The sequence below is a fragment of the Mycobacterium sp. 852002-51057_SCH5723018 genome, from assembly GCF_001667035.1.
Classification (GTDB): domain Bacteria; phylum Actinomycetota; class Actinomycetes; order Mycobacteriales; family Mycobacteriaceae; genus Mycobacterium.
The window spans coordinates 57578-77647 of the sequence record NZ_LZIR01000025.1 but is presented as its reverse complement, the minus strand read 5'-3'; the positions used below and the strand labels follow the sequence as shown (position 1 = coordinate 77647).

At 66.1% G+C, this 20070-nt stretch carries 11 protein-coding genes; 6 read left to right on the top strand and 5 right to left on the bottom strand.

Annotated elements, in window-relative coordinates; translation table 11 throughout:
- Positions 1-125 precede the first annotated feature (125 nt).
- Positions 126-1346: a cytochrome P450 gene (locus tag A5764_RS06925; RefSeq protein WP_067110546.1), complete on the top strand. Its 1221-nt coding sequence runs from the start codon at positions 126-128 to the stop codon at positions 1344-1346.
- A 9-nt stretch (positions 1347-1355) separates the two neighbouring features.
- Here the strand turns inward: A5764_RS06925 and A5764_RS06920 are convergent, their stop codons facing one another.
- From A5764_RS06920 to A5764_RS28120, 3 genes are all read right to left on the bottom strand, one after another.
- Positions 1356-4154: an AAA family ATPase gene (locus A5764_RS06920; protein ID WP_067110543.1), complete on the bottom strand. Its 2799-nt coding sequence runs from the start codon at positions 4152-4154 to the stop codon at positions 1356-1358.
- A 104-nt stretch (positions 4155-4258) separates the two neighbouring features.
- On the bottom strand, positions 4259-7045 hold the full coding sequence (locus A5764_RS06915; RefSeq protein ID WP_156664539.1) for an AAA family ATPase: 2787 nt from the start codon (positions 7043-7045) through the stop codon (positions 4259-4261).
- Between the two features lie 362 nt (positions 7046-7407).
- Entirely contained in the window at positions 7408-7641 is a 234-nt protein-coding gene (locus A5764_RS28120) for a hypothetical protein (RefSeq protein WP_156664538.1), read from the bottom strand.
- Between the two features lie 462 nt (positions 7642-8103).
- Here A5764_RS28120 and A5764_RS06905 point away from each other — a divergent pair, with 462 nt between their 5' ends.
- On the top strand, positions 8104-9492 hold the full coding sequence (locus A5764_RS06905) for an NAD-dependent succinate-semialdehyde dehydrogenase (protein WP_067110537.1): 1389 nt from the start codon (positions 8104-8106) through the stop codon (positions 9490-9492).
- A 45-nt stretch (positions 9493-9537) separates the two neighbouring features.
- A complete protein-coding gene (locus tag A5764_RS06900) occupies positions 9538-11235 on the top strand; it encodes an alpha-keto acid decarboxylase family protein (RefSeq protein ID WP_067110681.1) in 1698 nt (565 codons plus the stop codon).
- A 310-nt stretch (positions 11236-11545) separates the two neighbouring features.
- Here A5764_RS06900 and A5764_RS06895 read toward each other — a convergent pair whose 3' ends face one another.
- Together A5764_RS06895 and A5764_RS06890 are read right to left on the bottom strand one after the other, a co-directional pair.
- The gene (locus A5764_RS06895; RefSeq protein ID WP_067110535.1) at positions 11546-12013 is read right to left on the bottom strand and encodes a VIT1/CCC1 transporter family protein; all 468 of its coding nucleotides are present in this window, start codon (positions 12011-12013) and stop codon (positions 11546-11548) included.
- A gap of 35 nt (positions 12014-12048) precedes the next feature.
- The gene (locus A5764_RS06890; protein ID WP_082951545.1) at positions 12049-12756 is read right to left on the bottom strand and encodes an MIP/aquaporin family protein; all 708 of its coding nucleotides are present in this window, start codon (positions 12754-12756) and stop codon (positions 12049-12051) included.
- Positions 12757-13118: 362 nt separating this feature from the next.
- Between A5764_RS06890 and A5764_RS06885 the strand changes: the two genes are divergently transcribed.
- From A5764_RS06885 to A5764_RS06875, 3 genes are all read left to right on the top strand, one after another.
- Complete coding sequence (locus A5764_RS06885) at positions 13119-13796, top strand: nuclear transport factor 2 family protein (RefSeq protein ID WP_156664537.1); 678 nt, start codon at positions 13119-13121, stop codon at positions 13794-13796.
- Positions 13797-14381: 585 nt separating this feature from the next.
- Positions 14382-17609, top strand: a complete 3228-nt coding sequence (locus A5764_RS06880) for a BTAD domain-containing putative transcriptional regulator (protein WP_067110531.1) — start codon at positions 14382-14384, stop codon at positions 17607-17609.
- Between the two features lie 173 nt (positions 17610-17782).
- Positions 17783-19942, top strand: a complete 2160-nt coding sequence (locus A5764_RS06875) for a GAF domain-containing protein (RefSeq protein WP_082951544.1) — start codon at positions 17783-17785, stop codon at positions 19940-19942.
- Positions 19943-20070: the final 128 nt, after the last annotated feature.

Sequence of the window (20070 nt, the reverse complement as noted above, 5' to 3'; positions counted from 1 at the left end):
CGCCGACGCCCGGGCGGCATCGTCTAAGTATGTATCTTCACGGCGTGGAGCAAAGCCCCAGGTGTTCTGCGGCAGGACCTGCAATTGCTCCTTGCTTTTCCGCATAACCGGCGAGACCATCCCTCATGGCGCAAAAAGCGACGGTGTGCCCCTCGATCGACTTGGTCATGAGCCTGACCGGTGATCTGCATGGCGTGCTGCGGGACGCGGCGCAACGAGGCCCGTTGGCGACGGACAGCCTGACCGGCGCGACCGTCGTGCTCCGGCAGCAGGACGTCGAAGCGCTCGCCCACGATCCGCACGTAAGCGGTATCGGGCTGCTCTTGTTCGACATGATGGGCATTACCGACGGGCCCCTGAGGGACTGGTACGGCCGCCTGATGTTCACAAACGAGGGTGGCTATCACCGTCGCATGCGCTCGCTGGTTTCCCGGGCTTTCACCCCGAGGTCCGTCGAGGGGCTGCGGGCAACGGCTGCCGACATGGCCACCGAAGCGGTCGGCGCCGTCAGCGAGGTCGGCGGAGATCTGATCGGAAGTTGCTCGACGCTTGCCACGCGAATCACTTGCCGCCTGCTCGGTGTTCCCGCAAGCGACGTCGCCGTGTTCGCAAGCTGGGCAAGCAGTTTGAGTCCAGTATTCAACGTCATGACTCCCGACCAGATCACCGACGCAACCGTGGCGATCACGCGATTGCTGAGCTATGTCGATGAGCTGATAACGCGCCGACGCGCAGACCCCGGATCGGACCTCATCAGCGCATTGTTGGCCGCGGAGGTAGACGGCGAGCGTCTGACCCGCGAGGAAACGACCGCAATGATCGTCAATCTGCTTGTCGCGGGACACGATACGACCGGAAGCCAAATTCCTTGCACGATCCTGGTGGCCCTGCAGCACCGCGACCAACTCGTCGGAATACATAACGAGCAGGCTCGTTTGACCAACGCCGTCGCCGAAACAATGCGCTTGGAGCCTAGCATTCCGGCGCTTCCACGCACCGCCGCGGAGTCCGTCGAGCTACACGGGACCGTCATCCCGGCCGGGTCGATGCTTTACCTCTGTACCGGCGCCGCTAACCGGGACCCGTCGGCGTGGAAAGACCCGGATCGATTCGACCCCAACCGTTTCGATGGACAAGAAACACCGAGGCTGCTCAGCTTTGGCGCGGGAACCCACTACTGCCTCGGAACCGCACTCGCGAAAGTCGCGGTGGAGGAGTACTTGCGAGCGGTGCTCGCGACCGACCCCCCACTAGAACTGGCCGAGGATCCCGAGGACATTCCGTGGCGGCTTGTGCTGGGGCGCAGCCCTACTCGACTTCGGGTTCGTCCGAGGGCAGCCGCTTAGGAGTCGGACCTATCCGCGTGGCTTGGCCGCCGCGAGTGAGCTGCGGTGGCTGAGGGCGGCGTCCAGTTCGTGGCGTGAACTGATCGCGAGCTTGGCGAAGACGTTGTGCAGGTGCCATTCCACGGTGCGTGCGCTCAGGAACAGTTCCGCGCCGATCTCGGGGTTGGTGCGCCGTGTCCGCGCAAGCTGGGCGATTTGATGCTCTTGCGGCGTCAGTTCGGCGGACGGGTCATCGCGGTGCGGGCGCACCCTTTCCCCGGCAGCCTCCAGCTCACGGCGTGCGCGTTCGGCAAAAGCGTTGGCGCCCATGGCATTAAACCCGTCAAATGCGGTCCTTAACTGGGTGGCCGCCTCCGCGCGCCGGTTGTTGCGCCGCAGCCACTCGCCGTAGCACAGTCGTGCCCGCGCCAGGCGCGACGCCATCCGGGTGCTGCCGAGCAACTCGATGGCCTCGCGGTATGAATCTTCTGCGACATCGCCGTCGGCCAGCAGTGCCCGTGCGAGCGCCGCCGTACCACGGGCTCCATCGGTCCCACTGGCCGCGGCGACGGCCGACATCCGCTCACATGCAGCAGCGGCACGTGCAGGTTGGTCGGTTCGCGCCGCCGCCTCCACCAGTTCGGGCAGCGCCCACGAGGAGTGGGCCATGTCATTCGCGTTGACGGCGTTCTGTGCTGCCCCGGCGGCTCGGTCGTAGTCCGCCAGACCGTTGTAGAGCACCGATTTGGCATAGTCCACATAGGTCAATGCCCAGCCCTCACCTCGCTTGCGAGCACTCATCTCCATTTTTTCCATCAGGTCCGTTGCCCGCGGCGCGTCTCCACGCCAGGCCGCCAGCAGGACCGCGCCATACTGCAAGATGCGGTCGGTGATCCCCGGGTCGATGCTTTCGTGCTCCAGGATCAGGGCCTCGCCTTGGGTGAACTCGCCAACCCAGGCGTGAAATCCCGTGAGCCAACCCAGGCAGACCGGCAGAAAGCTCAGGGTGCCGCTGGAGCGCGTGAGCTGTACTTGGCCGTTTGCGACCTCAAACCACGCGTCGTCGTCCCATAACTCCGCGGCCACGAAGAAGTACGGATGGGCGATCGCGTCCAGCTGCACCGGCTGGGCCCGGAATTGGCGTAGCGCCTCTTTCAGCAGCGGCGCCGCAGCCACATAGCCGTCGAGCGCCCGCACCGCCAGCCCCCGCACCAGCAGCAGCGGATGCGGTTCCGGCTCGGCCCCCGAAGGCAGGGCTTTGACCGCCCGTGCTACCTCCGCCAAGCCGCCGCCGGCGGCAAGGCGCCCGGCGTACATGCCGGCTACCAGGGCTTCCAGCAGAGTCTCCAGCGCCAGGCCGAGATCCAACGACTGCAGCCGCCCCGCCGCCTGCAAGAGCAGCAGTGGGGCCTCACTGCCGCGGTTGAGCACGAATGCCACCTGCAGGCCGAATTCGATCTGCGCGCGCAGTCGCTCGAGCCGTGCGCGCCCTTGCGTGTCCAGGAGGCCGAGTTCGGCGGCGGCCAACAGCTTTTCTGTCGCGACGAAATCTCCCGCGGCGTATTTGGCTTCGGCCGCAACAAGGGCGCGTTCGGCTCGCCGGCCGGGATCTGGGGTCAGCGCTACCGCCCGCTCCCAAAACGCCGCCGCCGCGGCCACCCCGCCACGGCCCTGTGCGCGATCGGCCGACCCGATCAGCTCGGCGGCCAACTCCTCATCAGCACCGTTGGCGGCGTAGGCGCGATGCCAGGCCCGACGGTCGGGGTCAAGCTGGGGGTCGGTTGCTTCGGCCAGTGCCGCGTGCGCCGCCCGCCGCTCCTCGACCTTGGCGGCGCCGTAGACCGCCGAGCGGAGTAGGGGATGGCGAAACCGTACCCCGGCGCCGATCTCCAACAGTCCCGCATCGACGGCCAAGTCGGCCGCGTGGATCGGCACCTTCAGCGTCTCGGCAGCGTGCTGCAACAGCGCCGGATCACCGACCGGGTCGGCCGCGGCGACCAACAGCAGCCGTCGAGTTGCCCGTGGCAACGCGCGCATGCGCGTCAGGTACTGGTCCTGAATGCGACGCGGAACACTCTCGGTGTCGGGCATCGCAAACCCGCCCCCGAAGTCCACCACGCCTAGTTCCAGCAATGCCAACGGATTTCCGCCCGCCTCCTCGACGATGCGTCTCCGCACGCTTTCGTCAAGTGCCGCCGTGGTGACCGATGACAGCAGCGCCCGAGCCGACCGCTCATCCAGCCTGGACAAGCGCAACTCGGGGAAACCCGCCAGTGGATCCTCTGAGGCCGTCGTCGTTCGGGTCGCGAACACCAGCGCCACCGGTTCCGCCAGCAGCCGTCGACCCACAAAGCCGAGCACTTGGGCGGTGGCCTGATCCAGCCACTGCACGTCATCGACCGCGCACAGCAGCGGCCGCTCCTCAGCGGCCTGCGAAAACAGGTTCAGTGTCGCCAGCGCCACCAGAAACAGTTCGGGCCGCTCCCCGGACGCCAGACCCAGCGCCACACCGAGCGCCTGGCGCTGGGGTTCGACCAACGCGTCCAGGGAAGACAGCAGCGGCGTGCACAGGTCGTGCAGCCCGGTGAAAGCCAACTCCATGTCCGACTCGACGCCCACGCACCGCGCCACGGTGAAGCCGGCCGCCCGGTCGGTCACATGCCGAAGCAGCGCGGTCTTGCCGATGCCTGGCTCACCCCGCAAAACCATTACGGCGCTGCGACCACCACGCACCTGATCCAGCACTCGCTCAAGCGCCGCGCACTCGCTTCGCCGCCCAGACAACGACGACAGCGACGTCCACGAGTTCCCGACGCGGCGACCGTTCACCAGCAACCACCGTCCTTACCGCACCGAGCGCATGAAACCGCGAATCTTAACCTTGCCAACGCCATGGCCAAGCACTTCCATCCGCTGAAACTCTTGATGCCGCGTTAGCGGTCTGGCGTGGCCGCGACGGGGCTGCGGCGGGTGAGGCCGGCGTCGAGTTCGTGGCGTGAGCTGATGGCGAGCTTGGTGAAGATGTTGTGCAGGTGCCACTCCACGGTGCGTGCGCTCAGGAAGAGTTCGGCGCCGATCTCGGGGTTGGTGCGCCGTGTCCGGGCGAGCTGGGCGATTTGATGCTCTTGCGGCGTCAGTCCGGCGACCGGATCGTCGCGTCGTGCGCGTACCTTTTCCCCGGTCGCCTCCAGCTCGCGGCGGGCGCGTTCAGCAAAAGCGTTGGCGCCCATGGCCGAAAACGCGTCAAAAGCGGCCCGTAGCTGAGTGCTCGCCTCGGCGCGGCGCTGGCTACGTCTCAGCCAATCGCCGTAGCAGAGGCGCGCCCGCGCGAGTTGAGACACCATCCGGGTGCCGGCGACTGACTCGATCGCCTCTTGGTAAAACTCTTCGGCCACATCGCCGTCGGCCACCAGTGCGTGCGCAAGCGCCGCCGCACCGCGAAGGGTGTAGGTCTCGCTGGCCGCGGCCATATCCGACAGCCGCTCCGAGGCCTCGGCGGCACGCGCCGGCTGGCCACTTCGCACCGCGGCTTCCACCAGTTCGGGCAGCGCCCAAGTGGAGACGAGGAAGTCGTTTGTGCCGACGGCGTTGTGCGCGGCCTCGGCGGCCCGGTCGTATTCCGCCAGACCGTTGTAGAGCACCGATTTGGCGAAGTCGACGTAACTCAAAGCCGCGCCCTCACCCCGCCTGGAACCGGCCTCGATCATTTTTTCAAATAGGTCGGTTGCGTGTGTCGTGTCTCCGCGCCAGGCCGCCAGCAGCACCGCGTCGTACTGCAAGCTGATCTCCCCGACCCCCGGGTCCAAGGTCTGCCATTCCGAGATGAGGGCTTCAGCTTCGGCGAACTCGCCAGCCCGGACATGAAACTCCGAAAGCCAACCGAGGGCGACCGGAAGCCAGCTCAGGGCGCCACTGGAGCGTGCGAGCTGGACCTGGCCGTCGGAAAGCTCAAACCACGCATCGTCGTCCCACAGCTCGGCGACCACTAGGCAGTAGGGGTGCGACAGCGCATCCAGCTGCACCGGCTGCGCCCGATACAGGCGCAGCGCCTCTTTGAGCAGCGGCGCCGCGGCCACATAGCCGTCGAGGACCCGCACCGCCAGCCCGCGCAGCAACAGCAGCGGATGCGGTGGATCGGGTCCTAACGGAACGGATTTCGCCGCCCGCGCCACGTCTGCAACACCTCCCCCTGCGGCGAGGCGCGCGGCGTACAACCCGGTTACCAGACTTTCCAGTAACGTCTCCAGCGCCAGAACGGGGTCCAGCGGCTGCAGCCGCGCCGCCGCCTCCAGCAGCAGCAGCGGAGCCTCTCGGCCGCGGTTGAGTAGAAACGTGAGCTGTAGGCCGAATTGGGTCTGCACGCGCATGCGCTCGAGCCGCGCATGCCCATGCTGGTCTAGGGGACCTATCTCCGCGGCTGCCAACAGTTTTCCGGTGGCCACGAAATCCCCGGCGGCGTATTTTGCTTCGGCCGCAACCAGTGCGCGCTCTGCCCGCTGGCCCGGATCAGGGGTCAGCGCCACGGCCCGCTCAAAAAACGCCGCCGCCGCGGCAACGCCGCCGCGGCGTTGCGCGCGATCGGCCGACCCGATCAGCTCGGCGGCCACCTCCTCGTCGGCAGCGTCGGCTGCATAGGCCCGGTGCCAGGCCCGTCGATCGGGGTCAAGGTCCGGATCGGTCGCTTCGGCGAGCGCGGCATGGACCACCCGCCGCTCTTCCTCTTCGGCCGCCCCGTACACCGCCGAGCGCAGCAGCGGATGCCGAAACCGTATCCCCGCACCGATATCCAGCAGCCCGGCATCGACGGCCGGGTCCACCGCGTCGATGTGCAGACCCAGCGCTTGTGCCGCGCGCTGCAGCAGCGCAGGATCCCCGACCGGATCGGCCGCGGCTACCAACACCAGCCGTTGGGCTGGCCGCGGCAACTCGCGCAGCCGCGTCAGGTACTGGTCCTGGATGCGGCGCGGAACACTGATGGCGTCGGGCAGCGCAAACCCGCCCGCGAAATCCACCGCGCCCAGCTCGAGCACTGCCAAGGGGTTTCCGTGCGCCTCCTCAAGGATGCGTCTGCGCACGCTCTCATCCAGACGCGCCGTGGTCACCGATGCCAGCAGTGCCCGAGCCGACCGCTCGTCGAGCCCGGACAGCCGCAACGCGGGCAAACCCGCCAGGGAATCGTCGGAGGCCGCCGTCGTTCGGACCGCGAACACCAGTCCCACCGGCTCGGCCAGCAGCCGCCGGCCCACAAAGCCGAGCACCTGAGCGCTGGCCTGATCCAACCACTGCACGTCGTCGACCACGCACAGCAGCGGACGTTCCTCAGCGGACTGCGCGAACAGGTTCAGCGTCGCCAGCGCCACCAGGAAAGGTTCGGGACGCTCCCCAGACGCCAGACCCAGTGCCACACTCAGCGCTGCACGCTGCGGTTCGACCAGCGCCTTCAGGCGCGAAAGCATGGGCGCGCATAGGTCATGCAGCCCAGTGAAAGCCAACTCCATGTCCGACTCGACGCCCATGCACCGTGCCACGGTGAAGCCCGCCGCCCGATCGGTCACGTACCGCAGCAGCGCGGTCTTGCCGATCCCCGCCTCGCCCCGCAGAACCATCACGGCGCTATGACCGCCACCCACCTGATCCAGCACTCGGTCGAGCGCCGCACACTCGATTCGCCGCCCAGACAGCGACGTCAACGCGTTCCCGTCGCGATGGCGATCGCTCACCAGCAACCACCGCCTCACCGGTCGCCTGAATACCGCGAATCATAACGCTGCCAGGGCGGTAGTGAAACGCCGCGGATCTTTGAAGCATTCGATGCCTGCCTTCTCTCCGGTGAGAGAACCTTGCCGTTGACGAAGTCAAGACGACATTGCGCGAAGTCAAGACGACATTGCGCGAAGTCAAGACGACATCGCGGCCGCCATCCATGCAGCCTTCAACGGGCGCCGGCGCCCGCTAACCCCTCTGTCCTTTACACAATTTTGGACGTTGGCGCCGTTGGTCGCGCCGAGCCATTGCGACGTTCCAGCCCTCCGATAGGAGGGCTGGACTGCCGGGCCGGCAAAGCCGTTCGCCGGAATTGTGTTCAGTTCGCGCAGATGGTGCCGTTGAGGTGGGTGCCATCGGCGGTCAGGCACCCGTTGGGGGGATCGTTGGGCAGGCCGGGCGGGACGCAGTTCTGCGTCCCGGAATTCCAGTACCAGCCACTGGGGCAGTCGGCTACGTTCGTCGCCACGGAACTCGGCAGCAGCGAGGACAACCCGAAAGTTGCCACAGCCAACCCGGTCGCGGCGGACAGGGCGATTCTGAGGTTCTTCATCTACCTGGTGCTCCTTTCACTCGAGCGCGTCTCGTCGCCGAGACTCCTGTCACGCTCGAACGCTCTGCTACAAGGGTCGCTGCCGGCGACGGTGAATACATCCATGCCACCTGCAGACTTGTCTACCGGTTGGCTCCAAGTTCACTCAGTCGCGTTGTAACGCAGTCAGTTCGGGACGAGCCGGTGGTCCATGTCAGCCTCACGAGTGAAATGCTCCGGCAGGCGTTACAGATTTGACGATTCGTCAGTGAGTCGTCGCTTCGAAACCTTTACCTGCTGGCAGGTATATCGATTTGGCGGTGACGGTAACGACATGTCCTTGCCGAACCCGCATGCTTTGAAGCAGAACGCGACAGCAAGGAGCTGCGCGTAATCGCTTGCGCAAAGCGATGTCTCAGGAACGAAGCACAACGTCGGAGAACAGCGGTTGAGAGCTGCTTTCCAAACAAATGGAGGAACACCATGGCATATCGGACCGTCAACCCGTACAACAACGAGGTCGTCGCTAATTTTGACGAACTGACCGACGCGGAGGCGATGAACCTTCTTGCGCAGGCGCAGAAGACCTTTGAGTCGTGGAGCCAGGCATCGTACGCCGAGCGCGCCGCGGTGTGCCGGCGTGCCGCGGCCATCCTCACCGAACGGCCCGACGAATTCGCCCGCCTGCTCACGCTGGAGATGGGCAAGCTTTACAACGAGAGCCTCGGCGAAGTGGCGCTGAGCGCGGACATCTTTAACTACTACGCAGAGAACGCCGAGAAGTTCCTGGCGCCCGAGCGTATCGACACGGTGAGCGTCAACGACAACGCCATGCTGGTCAGCGCGCCGCTCGGGGTGATCCTGGGCATCCAGCCGTGGAACTTCCCGTTCTACCAGCTGGCGCGGGTGGCGGCCCCGAACCTGATGGCCGGCAACGTCGTCATGGTCAAGCACGCGTCCAACGTCCCGCAGGCGGCGGCCGCCTTCGAGCGGCTGCTGCTGGAGGCGGGTGCCCCCGAGGGCGCCTACACCAACCTCTTTGCGACCAGGGATCAAATCAACATGCTGCTCGACGACCCGCGGGTGCGCGGTGTGTCGCTGACCGGCAGCGAGGGCGCCGGCGCTGTCGTCGCGGCCCGGGCCGGCAAGAACCTGAAGAAGTCGACCATGGAGTTGGGCGGCTCGGACCCGCTGATCGCGTTGGCCGACGCCGACTTGGACAAGACCGTCCGCTGGGCGATGTGGGGCCGGATGAACAACGGCGGGCAGTGCTGCGTGGCCTCCAAGCGGATCATCGTCGCGGAGGAGATCGCTGACGAGTTCCTGGAGAAGTTCAAGGCCGCGCTGTCGGCCCTGAAGGCCGGTGACCCGTTCGATGAGGCGACCACGCTGCCGCCGATGTCCAGCCAGGGTGCCGCCGACGAGTTGCACGAAAAGATCAAGGCTGCAGTCGAAGCCGGCGCGACGGCCATCCCGCTCGGTGAGGCCGTGCCCACCACGGGAGCCTTTGTGCAGCCAACCATCCTGACCGACCTAACCCCGGACAACCCCGCCTACTACCAGGAGTTCTTCGGGCCGGTGGCGCTCTTCTTCCGGGCGAGCAGCGAGGACGACGCAGTGCGGCTGGCCAACGACTCCCACTTCGGGCTCGGCGGATCGGTGTTCACGCAGGACGCCGAGCGTGGGGTCGAGGTCGCCAAGCGGATCGAGACCGGCATGGTGTTCGTCAATCACCCGACGTGGACCAAGCCGGACCTGCCGTTCGGCGGTGTCAAGCTGTCGGGCTACGGGCACGAACTGTCCAACATCGGCATTCAGGAATTCGTCAACAAGAAGCTCATCAACGTCGTTCCGATCGACGCACCGGAGTGATGATCCCCCAGGTCGACCAACTCAATGCAAAAGGAAAAGGTAATCATGGCTGACTTCACCGTGGGGAAGTACCTCGCGACCCGCTTCGAGCAGATCGGGCTGAAGCAATACTTCATGGTCCCTGGGGACTACAACCTCGTCCTGCTCGATGAACTGCTGGAAAACAAGAACATCGAGCAGATCGGGTGTTGCAACGAGCTCAATGCCGCCTACGCGGCCGAGGGCTACGCCCGGGTCAACGGGGCCGGCGCCGTCCTCACCACCTTCAACGTGGGCGCGTATTCCGCGCTCAACGGGGTGGCCGGCGCCTACGCCGAGCGCCTCCCGGTGATCATCGTGTCATCGAGCCCCAACACCAACGACCCGGCGGAAAATCACATCCTGCACCACACGATGGGCACCCATGACTTCACCGCCCAGTACGAGGTGTTCAGGCAGGTGACGTGCGCGGCGGTGCGCATCCAGCACCCCGCCAATGCACCGGAGATGATCGATCACGCGATCAGCACGGCGTTGCGCGAGCGCAAGCCCGCGTACATCGAGATTCCGTGCAACCTGTCGGCCGCACCCTGCCCTCCGCCGGCGCCGTTCTCGACGCTCTCGTCCGGGCAGCCGAGCAACGCGCTGATGCTGGCCGATGCGGTCGGCCGGGCCACCGACCTTCTCGCGGAAGCGAAGAAGCCGATTCTGTTGGCAGGGGGCCACCTTCGCCCCTACGGTGCCATCGAGGCCTTCCAGGAATTGGCCGAGGCGTTGGGCTGCGCAGTAGCGGTCATGCCAAACGCCAAGGGCTTCTTCCCCGAAGACCACCCGCAATACGCGGGCATCTACTGGGGCGAGGTGAGCACCCCGCACTGCCAAGCCATCGTCGACTGGTCTGACCTCATCGTGGCCGCCGGCCCGGTATTCAGCGACTACACGACGGTGGGCTGGAGCGCGCAGCCACCTCGGCAACGAATGATCAACGCCGAGTCCTACGCGGTGCGTTTCGCCGACGTCGAATACACCGGTGTGGCGCTGGCGGACTTCCTGTCCGACCTTGCCAAGAAGGTCCAAGCCAACAACGCGACCCTGACGCAGTACAAGCGCCTCAGAGGCACGGCGTCGGTAGCGCGTCACACGCCGGAGGACCCCGCAGCGCCGCTGAGCCGGGCCGAACTGTGGCACCAGATCGAGCAACACCTGGACTCGAAGTCCACGCTGTTGGTGGAAACCGGTGACTCCTGGCTCAACGGCATGTACACGGCTCTGCCCGGCGGTGCCAGGTTCGAGATCGAGATGCAGTGGGGCTCCATCGGTTGGTCCGTTCCCGCCAGCTTCGGCTACGCGATGGGCCTCGAGGATGACCGGCGCCTGGTCTTGGTCGTCGGCGACGGGTCCTTCCAGTTGACCGCCCAAGAGGTTTCGAACATGATCCGCCACCGCCAGGAGACCCTGATCTTCCTGGTGAACAACCGCGGGTACGTGATCGAATCGGCGATTCATGACGGCCCCTACAACTACTACAAGAACTGGGACTACGCCGGGCTCATCAATGTGTTCAACGCGGAAGACGGTGGCGGGCTCGGACTGCTGGCCACCACCGCGGCGGAACTGGCCGAAGCGATCGACAAGGCACGCTCGCACAAGGGCGGGCCGGTCCTCATCGAGTGCCAGATCCCCAACGATGACGCCAGCCCTGAGCTGATTTCCTGGGGATCCAAAGTGGCACGGGTCAATTCGCGCCCGGACCCGCGTTTCTAGAGGGGGAACTGCCGCACAGGCTCGCTCTCACATAGCCAGCCGGCCGGTAGCGCGCGAACTTTGATGCGTGCTACCGGCCGGCTCACCAGTCGCACGGGAAAGTACCAGCACTGCAAGCAGGCCTCGCTCGGTCATGCTGGAGTCATAGAGTGCGGCGTTCCGCCGTTGCGCTGCGTCTTGGTCGAAAGCAGAGCCTTCCTGACGCTGTCGCGAATCCTCTTGACATGCAAGGGCTTATCTCGCCGCCACCACGGCTCACAGACGACACTGTGCACGTCTCCCATTACTTTCCGAACCGGCGACCGTCCGGCTATCCGGCCGTACTGGCAGCGGCCAGGTGTCCGAGCACAAAAACGAGAAGCACGGCGGCGCCACCGATGAGGAGTAGCCGTGTGCCCGAGCGCATGGCACCTCGACTGTCGAGCTGGCCGATTGCCGCCCCGACCGCAAACAGGGCCACGCCTGCCGAGGCGATAGCCAAGCTCGATGCCGCCGTACCCGAACCGAAAATGTTGGGCAGCACCATGACGACCGCACTCAGTGTGAACCAGACCAGAATCGACATGGCCGGGGACCACGACGATCCGCGCTCGTCGGGGTCGCGACCGAGTTCCGCGCGAGCCGTGGTGTCCAACAGAGTGAAAGATCTCTGCTCGGTTAGGTAGCGGTCGCGCAGCAGGATTGGGTCGCCTGGACCGATGTTGTGAGAATACTCGTGACTGGGCGCTGCGATACCGGGGTCGGTTGTCGTTGCGGTGGGCCGCTTACTCGTCGTCATGTCCCCGAGGTGGCTGAATACCGTTCGGCGGCTTGTCATTTGTCGTCGGAATTGAGTGCGAGGAATACAACGCCAGCGGTGGCGCCGGCGATGACTTGCGCGACGAGGTACACCCACAGCGTCGGCCAGGCGAACATGCCCATCACCGCAGCGCCCAGCGTTACCGCCGGGTTGAACGCACCACCTGAGATAGCCCCCACCGCTACCGCGCCGGCCACTACGGTGAACCCGATCGCCAGACCGTAGAAGGAATTGTCAGGGTGGTCTTTGCTGGTTGCGACATTGAGCACGACATAACACAGCGCGAAACTGAACAGCAGTTCCGCCACAAACGCGGCCACCAACGCGCGGCCGCTCAGCGTTACTGTCGCGGTCGCGGCGAGCTGCGCGGGATCGATGACCGTTCGCACCACCACCGCGGCCAGCACACCAGCACCGAGCTGCACCAGCCAGTAGGCGACTGCATCGCGCAGCCCAATCCGGCGTCGCGCCAACACCGCGAGAGTCACTGCGGGGTTGTAATGGCCGCCGGAGAGGTGCCCACCGGCGTAGACCATCACCATCAGGACCGCACCGATAGCGAGCGGAGCCAGCGGGCTACGGCTGCCCACTGCAGCGCCCACGGTGAATACCAGAAAGAATGTGCCGATGGCTTCGACGGCGTACTTCGCCGCGGCCCGAGGCGCCGAGCCCGCAGCGACGGATTGTTCGCCGGTGACTGGCCCAAGCGTGCTGATATCCATAGGATCCAGAATTGCGTCGCGGGGCGCAGAAGTCGCCAAAGGTGGCGCCCATCGCCGAGTACCGCCAGCGGCAATCGGTGACTACCTGCCAGCTGCAATCGCCTCCATGAACCATAGTTTCTGCACGCCTGCGTAAGCCAGCCAAAACGGGTGCTCAACGTCGCAGTTGGGCCTAGCAAGCGATCTCGGCTTGCTCTGCGCGGCCGGCGCTATGGTCATATCGTTATCTCGACCGCGGACTACGGCGGAACCTGCCGACTAGCCGAAAGGCATCGCAAAAACCGCGGTTTCGGCTTTTCTACGCCCGGTCGGGCAGATTGTCCTAGGAGGCATTTCAAGGCGAGACCACACAGGAGCTGCACATGTTCACCATGCCCGTGACAGGTGGCCGGCCAGCGCCACCGTTGAACGTGACGCCGGCTGACGTGGTGGTGCGCAACGCCCGGATCTACACCGGTGATCCGGCCCGGCCACACGCGTCTGCGGTCGCGATTACCGATGGGCAAATCACGAAAGTTGACAGCTACGAGGCTATTGCGCCCTACGTGGGTGAATCCACGCGGGTCATCGATGCGCAGGGACGACGCGTCGTCCGCGGGCTAAACGATTCGTTGCGATTTGTGGGCGGCCACTATCAGTTCCCCGTCCTCAGCACTCTCCGGGAATCGACCATGCGCACAGTTGGACCCAGCCCCGCCGGCATCGTCCGTACTTTGCTTGATGCCATCGATAATCACGACCTTGACTCCATGGATGCCTGTGTCGCTGACGACGTGCACTTCCGCTTCGGGAGCGCCGACCCCACCGACACCAAAGCCGACTTCGCCGCGACGATGTACCCCTTCCTTCGTGGGATCGCCGCGATCCGCCACGAAGTAATTGACATCTGGGAAGCCCACGACGGCAGTGTCATCGCCACGATGGACGTGCATTACAAGCGCCTTGACGGCCATCAGCTGACCCTGCCGTCCTGCAACGTATTCCGTGTCCGCAACGGGTTGATTCACGACTACCGCATCTACATGGATATCAGCCTTTGATCGTGCCTGATTATCTTCCGGCAAGGCGGCGAGGGATTCCGCCACCGGCTTCAGCGCTCTGACGCCTTCGTGCGGTGGCCGGCGAGCCTTGGGCAATCGAGCCCGGGTCGTCGGGGTGGTGCGGTTTTGGCCAGCGACGCGTTCAGCCCCTGACGCGACGCTGATGATCCCAGTTTCTGTGCGCTCGATGCGGTCGTGTGTGGCTCCAGCCGTCCCGGATCAACGGCAACTGGCGGCGGACAACGGTCCAGTGCCGCAGGGGAATACCGCACGTTGGAATAAGCGCCCTCTGCCAGCCGCCGATGAATAGGTCGCCATCGGCGATTACCTGCTACCCGGAAACGCGGATTCCAGCTAGCGGGATGCACGGATTCGTGTCAGCTGCACAGATATGCAAGGGCAATTCTGAAAGCATCAAAGGCAGATGCAAATTCATCACGCCGCTGTTCGTCTCAGAAGGTGCGGTGAAGTTGCTGCTTCTAGGCTACATGCTGATCGGGGGCTCACTACTCGAATGAGCGCAATCATGGTCATGCCCAAACTAATCCGCGCGGACACCGCCCTAGTTGGCGCTGTCGCCCCGGCATGGCTTTTGGGTCAATCAACACCAGCGCGGTCGCGGCCGTGGCGCGAACCGTCGAGCTGGGCGCCCACCAAAGCCGAACATCGGCAACCCAGCAGGGCGCCATCGCATTGGTCGCGTCGCGGTTTCATTGGGAGACAGGGTATGTGATGGGCCTCGCCGAGCTAACGGACCTGAGGGCTGCGCAGGCGCTGGGCCGGACGATGTTAGCCAAGCAGCCTCACGGATCGCGGGTTATCCGCCGCAAGCTCATGGCACCGGACACTCCGGTGGGCGCGCCGCCGCGTGAGCGGCTCGATAGGTTGTTGCGCCAACTTGTTGATGACCACCGGCTGGTCACCGTCACGGCCACCGCCGGCGCGGGCAAATCGGTCGCGGTCGCACATGCCAGCCGCACGTTCGGCAGGCTGGTGGCGTGGCTGACCGTGGACGCGACCGACGCCGCCCCGGGCCGCCTGCTGACCTACCTGGAGGAGGCGCTGGCAGCCCGGCTGCCATGGGTGCGGGGCGTGGCCACCGGTGCGCTGGCCGCCGGCATCCCGCATGCGGAGGCGGCGGGCCTGCTCGCCGAGGCTGCCGCCGACGCCGAGGTTGTGTTCGTTCTGGATGATCTGGAGCGGCTGCCTCGATCGTCCCCGGCGTGGGAAGTCATCGCCTCGATCCTGCGCTACGCCCCACCGAGCATGCGCATCGTGTTGATCAGCCGCCGCACCCTGCCTGCCGAGGCCTGTTCTCCCGCACTTGGCAGTGGGGTGGCACGAGTTGTCGACGCGGATCTGGCGTTCACCGTGCAGGAGGCCCGCATCGCCCTGCAGCGACTAGGCCGCTCGCCGGCCGATGCGCCGGCTGCGGTCGCGGCCACTGGTGGCTGGGTCATCGGGGTGCTGTTCGACGCGTGGCGCTCCGGGGACTACGTTCGCGGCGGCGCCGATGACTTTGGGGACTATGTGGCCGCGCACATCCTGGGTGAGCTCGACGCCCAGGATCGCGAGTTTCTCATCACGACCTCGATGCTGGAGGAAGTGACCGTGGAGTCGGCGGTCGCGCTGGGCGTCGACGACGCCGCGGGTCGGCTCCGATCGCTGCAGTTAGCGCCCATCCCGGCGCAGTGGTCCCCGGATCCTCTGGCGATGCGCTGCCATCCGCGCTTTCGGGAGTATCTGCGCGAGCTGCTGGATCGTCGCGGGCGCGCAGCGGTGCATGAGCTGCGCGCGGCCTACGGGCGGCTGCTCGCGCGCAAGGGTTTTCACGAGGAGGCGGTGGAGGAGCTACTTGGGGCGGGTGTACTCGGGGAAGCGTTGACTTCCGCCAAGCAGGCGATCCTCGGTGTCATCGAGCGTCTGGACTTCGCCGTTGCTGACCGCTGGATCCAAGCGCTCACGCAGGTTGTCCCCGCCGACGACTTCGGGTTCGCCGAGGCCGAGCTGATGCTCGCGATAGCACGCGACGACCAGCGCCGCGGCGTGCGCATCGCCAACAAACTGGCCGCGGTCGGGCGGCGTGAGCAGCTGGCAGCAACCTGCGAACGCGCCGCCGCCCTCATGGCATGGTGCTATGCGGTCGCCGGATGCCTCGATGAGGCGCGCGCCGTGCTCGGCGCGGCCCCCGACGGCCCCGCCGTCAACATCGTCCGTTACGCCTTCGCGCACACCCTCGCCCTGGTGACCGCGGCCAGCGCTCCTCCCAGACCCGAGCCCACCGGCGGCCCGCTGGACGGGCTGCTGTACGGCGCCGACTACGCGCTCGGCCGGCTAACTCAATTCGGCGACGACACGCCGTCACCGTTGACGGGGCTGGCCATGGGCCCGGGCAGGATCGGGGCGCTGCGCGCCACCGGACGCACCGCAGAAGCCCTCCAACAATACGAGGCGGCACAGCGCCAGGGCCTTTTCGGCGGCTTCCGCGAATGCTTCGTCAGCCCGGATACGCTGCTCGACGCCGGACGAGTCGACGAGGCCCGGGCCGCACTGGCCCACGGCCGTAAGTTTGCAAGGTCGAAAGAGTCGCCGCTTCTGATGGGGCTGCACCACATTGCCGCGGCGAAGTTAGCGCTGCGCGCCGACCGCGACCCGGCGCGCGCGAAAGCCCTCCTCGCCGAAATCGACCGCGATTCCGCTGCCGGCGGCTATCCACTTGTGCGGGACCTGGCCCAGACCTGGCGCGGCCTCGCGGCGCTCCTCGAGGGCGACCAGGACACCGCGTTGTCGTCGCTGCGTGCAGCGGTCACGGGCATGCACGCCTGCAAGCGCATCCTGGAGCTGCCTACGGCGGCGGTATATCTCGCAGAGGCCGAGTGGCGTGCCGGCAACGTGGACGCCGCCGACCGCGCCGCCGACATCGCGGTTGAGGCAGCCCGCGAGCAGGGATCCAACCATGTGCTGCTGCAAGCCTTGGCCGACTTTCCGGCGGTGGTGGCCCGGCGCATCGACGCCGAAGCGAACGCCGACTCGGCATGGCATGCCATCGGGCGCGCTCTGGCAAGCCAAGGCGTCGCGGTAGGAACTCATATCCCCACGACGATTGAGCTGCTCGAATTCGGCCGCACCGCGATCATCGTCGACGGCGAAGATGTGCGCCCGAGGATTGCGAAATGCTATGAGCTGCTGGGCTTTCTGGCCGCGCGCAAAGGTGCTCCGGCCAGCCGTGACGAGCTGCTCAACGCCCTGTTCGACGCCCGCGACGATGAGTCCGCGCGCGCCTACCTGCGCCAGACCATCACCGGCGTGCGCCGACTGCTGCCCCCCGACGCAGTGAGCATTTGCGAGGGCCGCGTCGCGCTCAGCCCCGACGTCGCCCTGGCCAGCGAATCGGCACGCCTGGAACAGGACCTGGCCGCCGCCCGGCGCCTACAGGGCGGTGAACTCATCGCGGCCACCGAACGCGCGCTCGCTCCATTAGCGCGCGGCGAGTACCTTGCGGGCGTGCGCTCGGCGTGGGTCGACGAGCGGCGCCAGCACCTGGCCGACTCGGCGACGACTGCGCGCGCCGCTGCCGCTGATGCGGCCTATGCCGCCGACCGATACCACGAAGCCCAAAGCCTCGCCGAGGCTGTGCTGGCCGCCGACCCGCTTCATGAGGCGGTATGGCGCATCCTCATGCGTATCCGCGGCGCCGTCGGCGACTACGACGGCGTCATCACCACCTTCACCCAATGCGAACGGGCGCTCAGCGCCGCTGGGATACCTCCCGCCGCCAGCACCCGCGCACTGCTCGACCAGCTGAGACGCTGAGCGCCCGTTTGCACTGGGTGGCGTAACCACCTAGCGGAGCAGCGACCTGCGGTTTCGCCGTTTTCCCGCCTGGTTGGGCAGCATTTCCGGTGTGCCGTTTGAGAGGCGAAATCAAAGGGAGCAGCGAAAGAACGGATAAATGACATGAGTGCACTCACTAACCACCCCGCCTCGTGTACATCTCGGTCGGTGGTCGACCTGCACGAGGCCACCGGCGGTCGAGCTCGCCTGGGCCATGGCTGCGGTCACCTCCCGTCGCGCGGAGGGAAGCAACGCCCGCGGTGAGGACCCAAGCACAGTTGTGCTCGCTGTTCCTGCGGCCGACGGCCCCGCCGCTGCTGCTCGGGATTGTCGTCGCCGTGTCGTTCATCGCGGTCGAGTCCGTATCGGTTTGGCTGGTGAAGCAAATCACGGGCGAGGACCACGTCGGCGTGCTGTATGTGCTCGGTGTCTTTGTGGTCTCGACGGTATGGGGGTGGGGGCTGGCGGCGACGACCTCAGTAGCCAGCGCGCTCGCGTTCACCTACTTCCGCGACTGGCCGGCCTTGCACTTTTCGCCGATCGGGGACGGCGTGGTCGTCGCCGTGTTCCTCGTTGTCACATCGGCGACCAACTTCATTGCCGGCTCGGCGCGAGCCCGCGCGCTGGAGGCCGACGAACGCCGCCATGAGGTCAGCGTGCTCGCCGAACAGCAGGCGGCGCTGCGTCGAGTGGCCACCCGGGTGGCCCGCGGGGGAAGGCCGTCGGCGGTGTTCGCGGCGGTGGCCGAAGAGATCGTCCGATGCCTTGATATCGACGTGAGCGCGGTGTGGCGCTACGCGTCTAATAGTGAGATCGAACTTGTCGCCACACACAGCAAGCCAGGTTCACGCTTCCTGCCGGTGGGTGAGCGTCTTTCGCTTGAAGGCGACAACCTCGGGACGATGGTGTTGCGTAGTGGCCGCGCGGCGCGGCACGACGCGTTCGACAATTCCAACGATTCGGCCGTCGCACGCATCTGGGCAATGGGCGTTCGTGCCGCCGTGGGAGCTCCCGTCATCGTCGACGGACGCGTCTGGGGAGTGGCTGTCGCCGGGTCGACCGGGGGCGAGCCGATGCCACCGGACTCTGAGGAGCGTATCGAGGACTTCGCCGACCTGGTCGCCACCGCACTCGCCAACGCAGCCACCCGAGACGAACTGCAGACCAGCCGCGATGCCCTCCGTGAGCTTGCCGAGCGGCAGGCGGCGTTGCGGCGGGTGGCTACCCTGGTGGCCCGTGGGGCGAATCCGTCGCAGGTGTACTCGGCGGTGGCCGACGAAATCGTGCGGTGCCTGAATGTGAACACCAGCGGGGTGTGGCGCTACGAGCCTGATAATGCGATCACCCTGGTCGCCGGGAAGGGCAGGGCCGGCTCGCAATATTTGTCAGTGGGCGAGCGTCTTACGATCGAGGGCGACAACCTCGGGGCGACGGTGTTGCGCAGTGGCCGCGCCGCCCGCCACAACATGGTTGAGAACGCCGCCTGTTCGGTGGTCGCACGCCTGAGTGAGGTGGGCATTCGTGAAGGCGTGGGAGCTCCCATCATCGTGGGTGGACGCGTCTGGGGATTCGTTGTCGCCGCGTCGAAGCGCAGCGAGCCTTTACCTTCGGACTCTGAGGAGCGTATCGCCGACTTCGCCGATCTGGTCGGCATTGCCCTGTCTAATGCCTACACCCGCAACGAGTTGATCGCCTCCCGCGCGCGGATCGTGGCGGCCGCCGATGATGCCCGGCGCCGGCTGGAACGCGACCTGCACGACGGAGCTCAACAGCGGCTGGTTTCGCTGGGAATGCAACTCCGCATGGTGGAGGCTTGCGTGCCGCCCGAACAGCAGGGCGTTAAGAAGGAACTCTCGGGCGTCTTGTCGGGTCTAACCGAGGTTTCTCGTGAACTGCAAGAGATTTCGCGGGGGATTCATCCGGCGATCTTGTCAAAAGGCGGGCTGGGGCCGGCGTTGGATACGCTGGCCCAGCGCTCTTGCGTCCCCGTCGCCCTCGACCTTCTTCTTGACCGGCGTTTGCCAAAGCCAGTCGAGGTTGGCGCGTATTACGTGGTGGCTGAGGCGCTGACCAACGCCGCCAAGTACGCGCAAGCATCCGAGGTGAACGTTCGCGCAGAAATCGACGATGAGAACTTCTGTCTTATGATCCGCGACAACGGAAAAGGTGGCGCCGACCACCGCAAGGGGTCGGGACTCGTCGGCCTGATCGACCGCGTCGAGGCGCTCGGCGGCCACATCCACATCGTCAGTCCGCCCGGGACCGGTACAACCCTGTTCATCACCGTGCCCCTGCGGGAAACAGACTCCTAATGGCCACGCGCTGAAGCGATCTCACGCTGGACTCCGCACAGCGCATGAACGTCGATGTGGTTGTCGCCCATACCGGGGTCGTTTGCAGCTGACAGGTAGGCCCGCCCTGCGGGTGGCGGCAAGCCGCG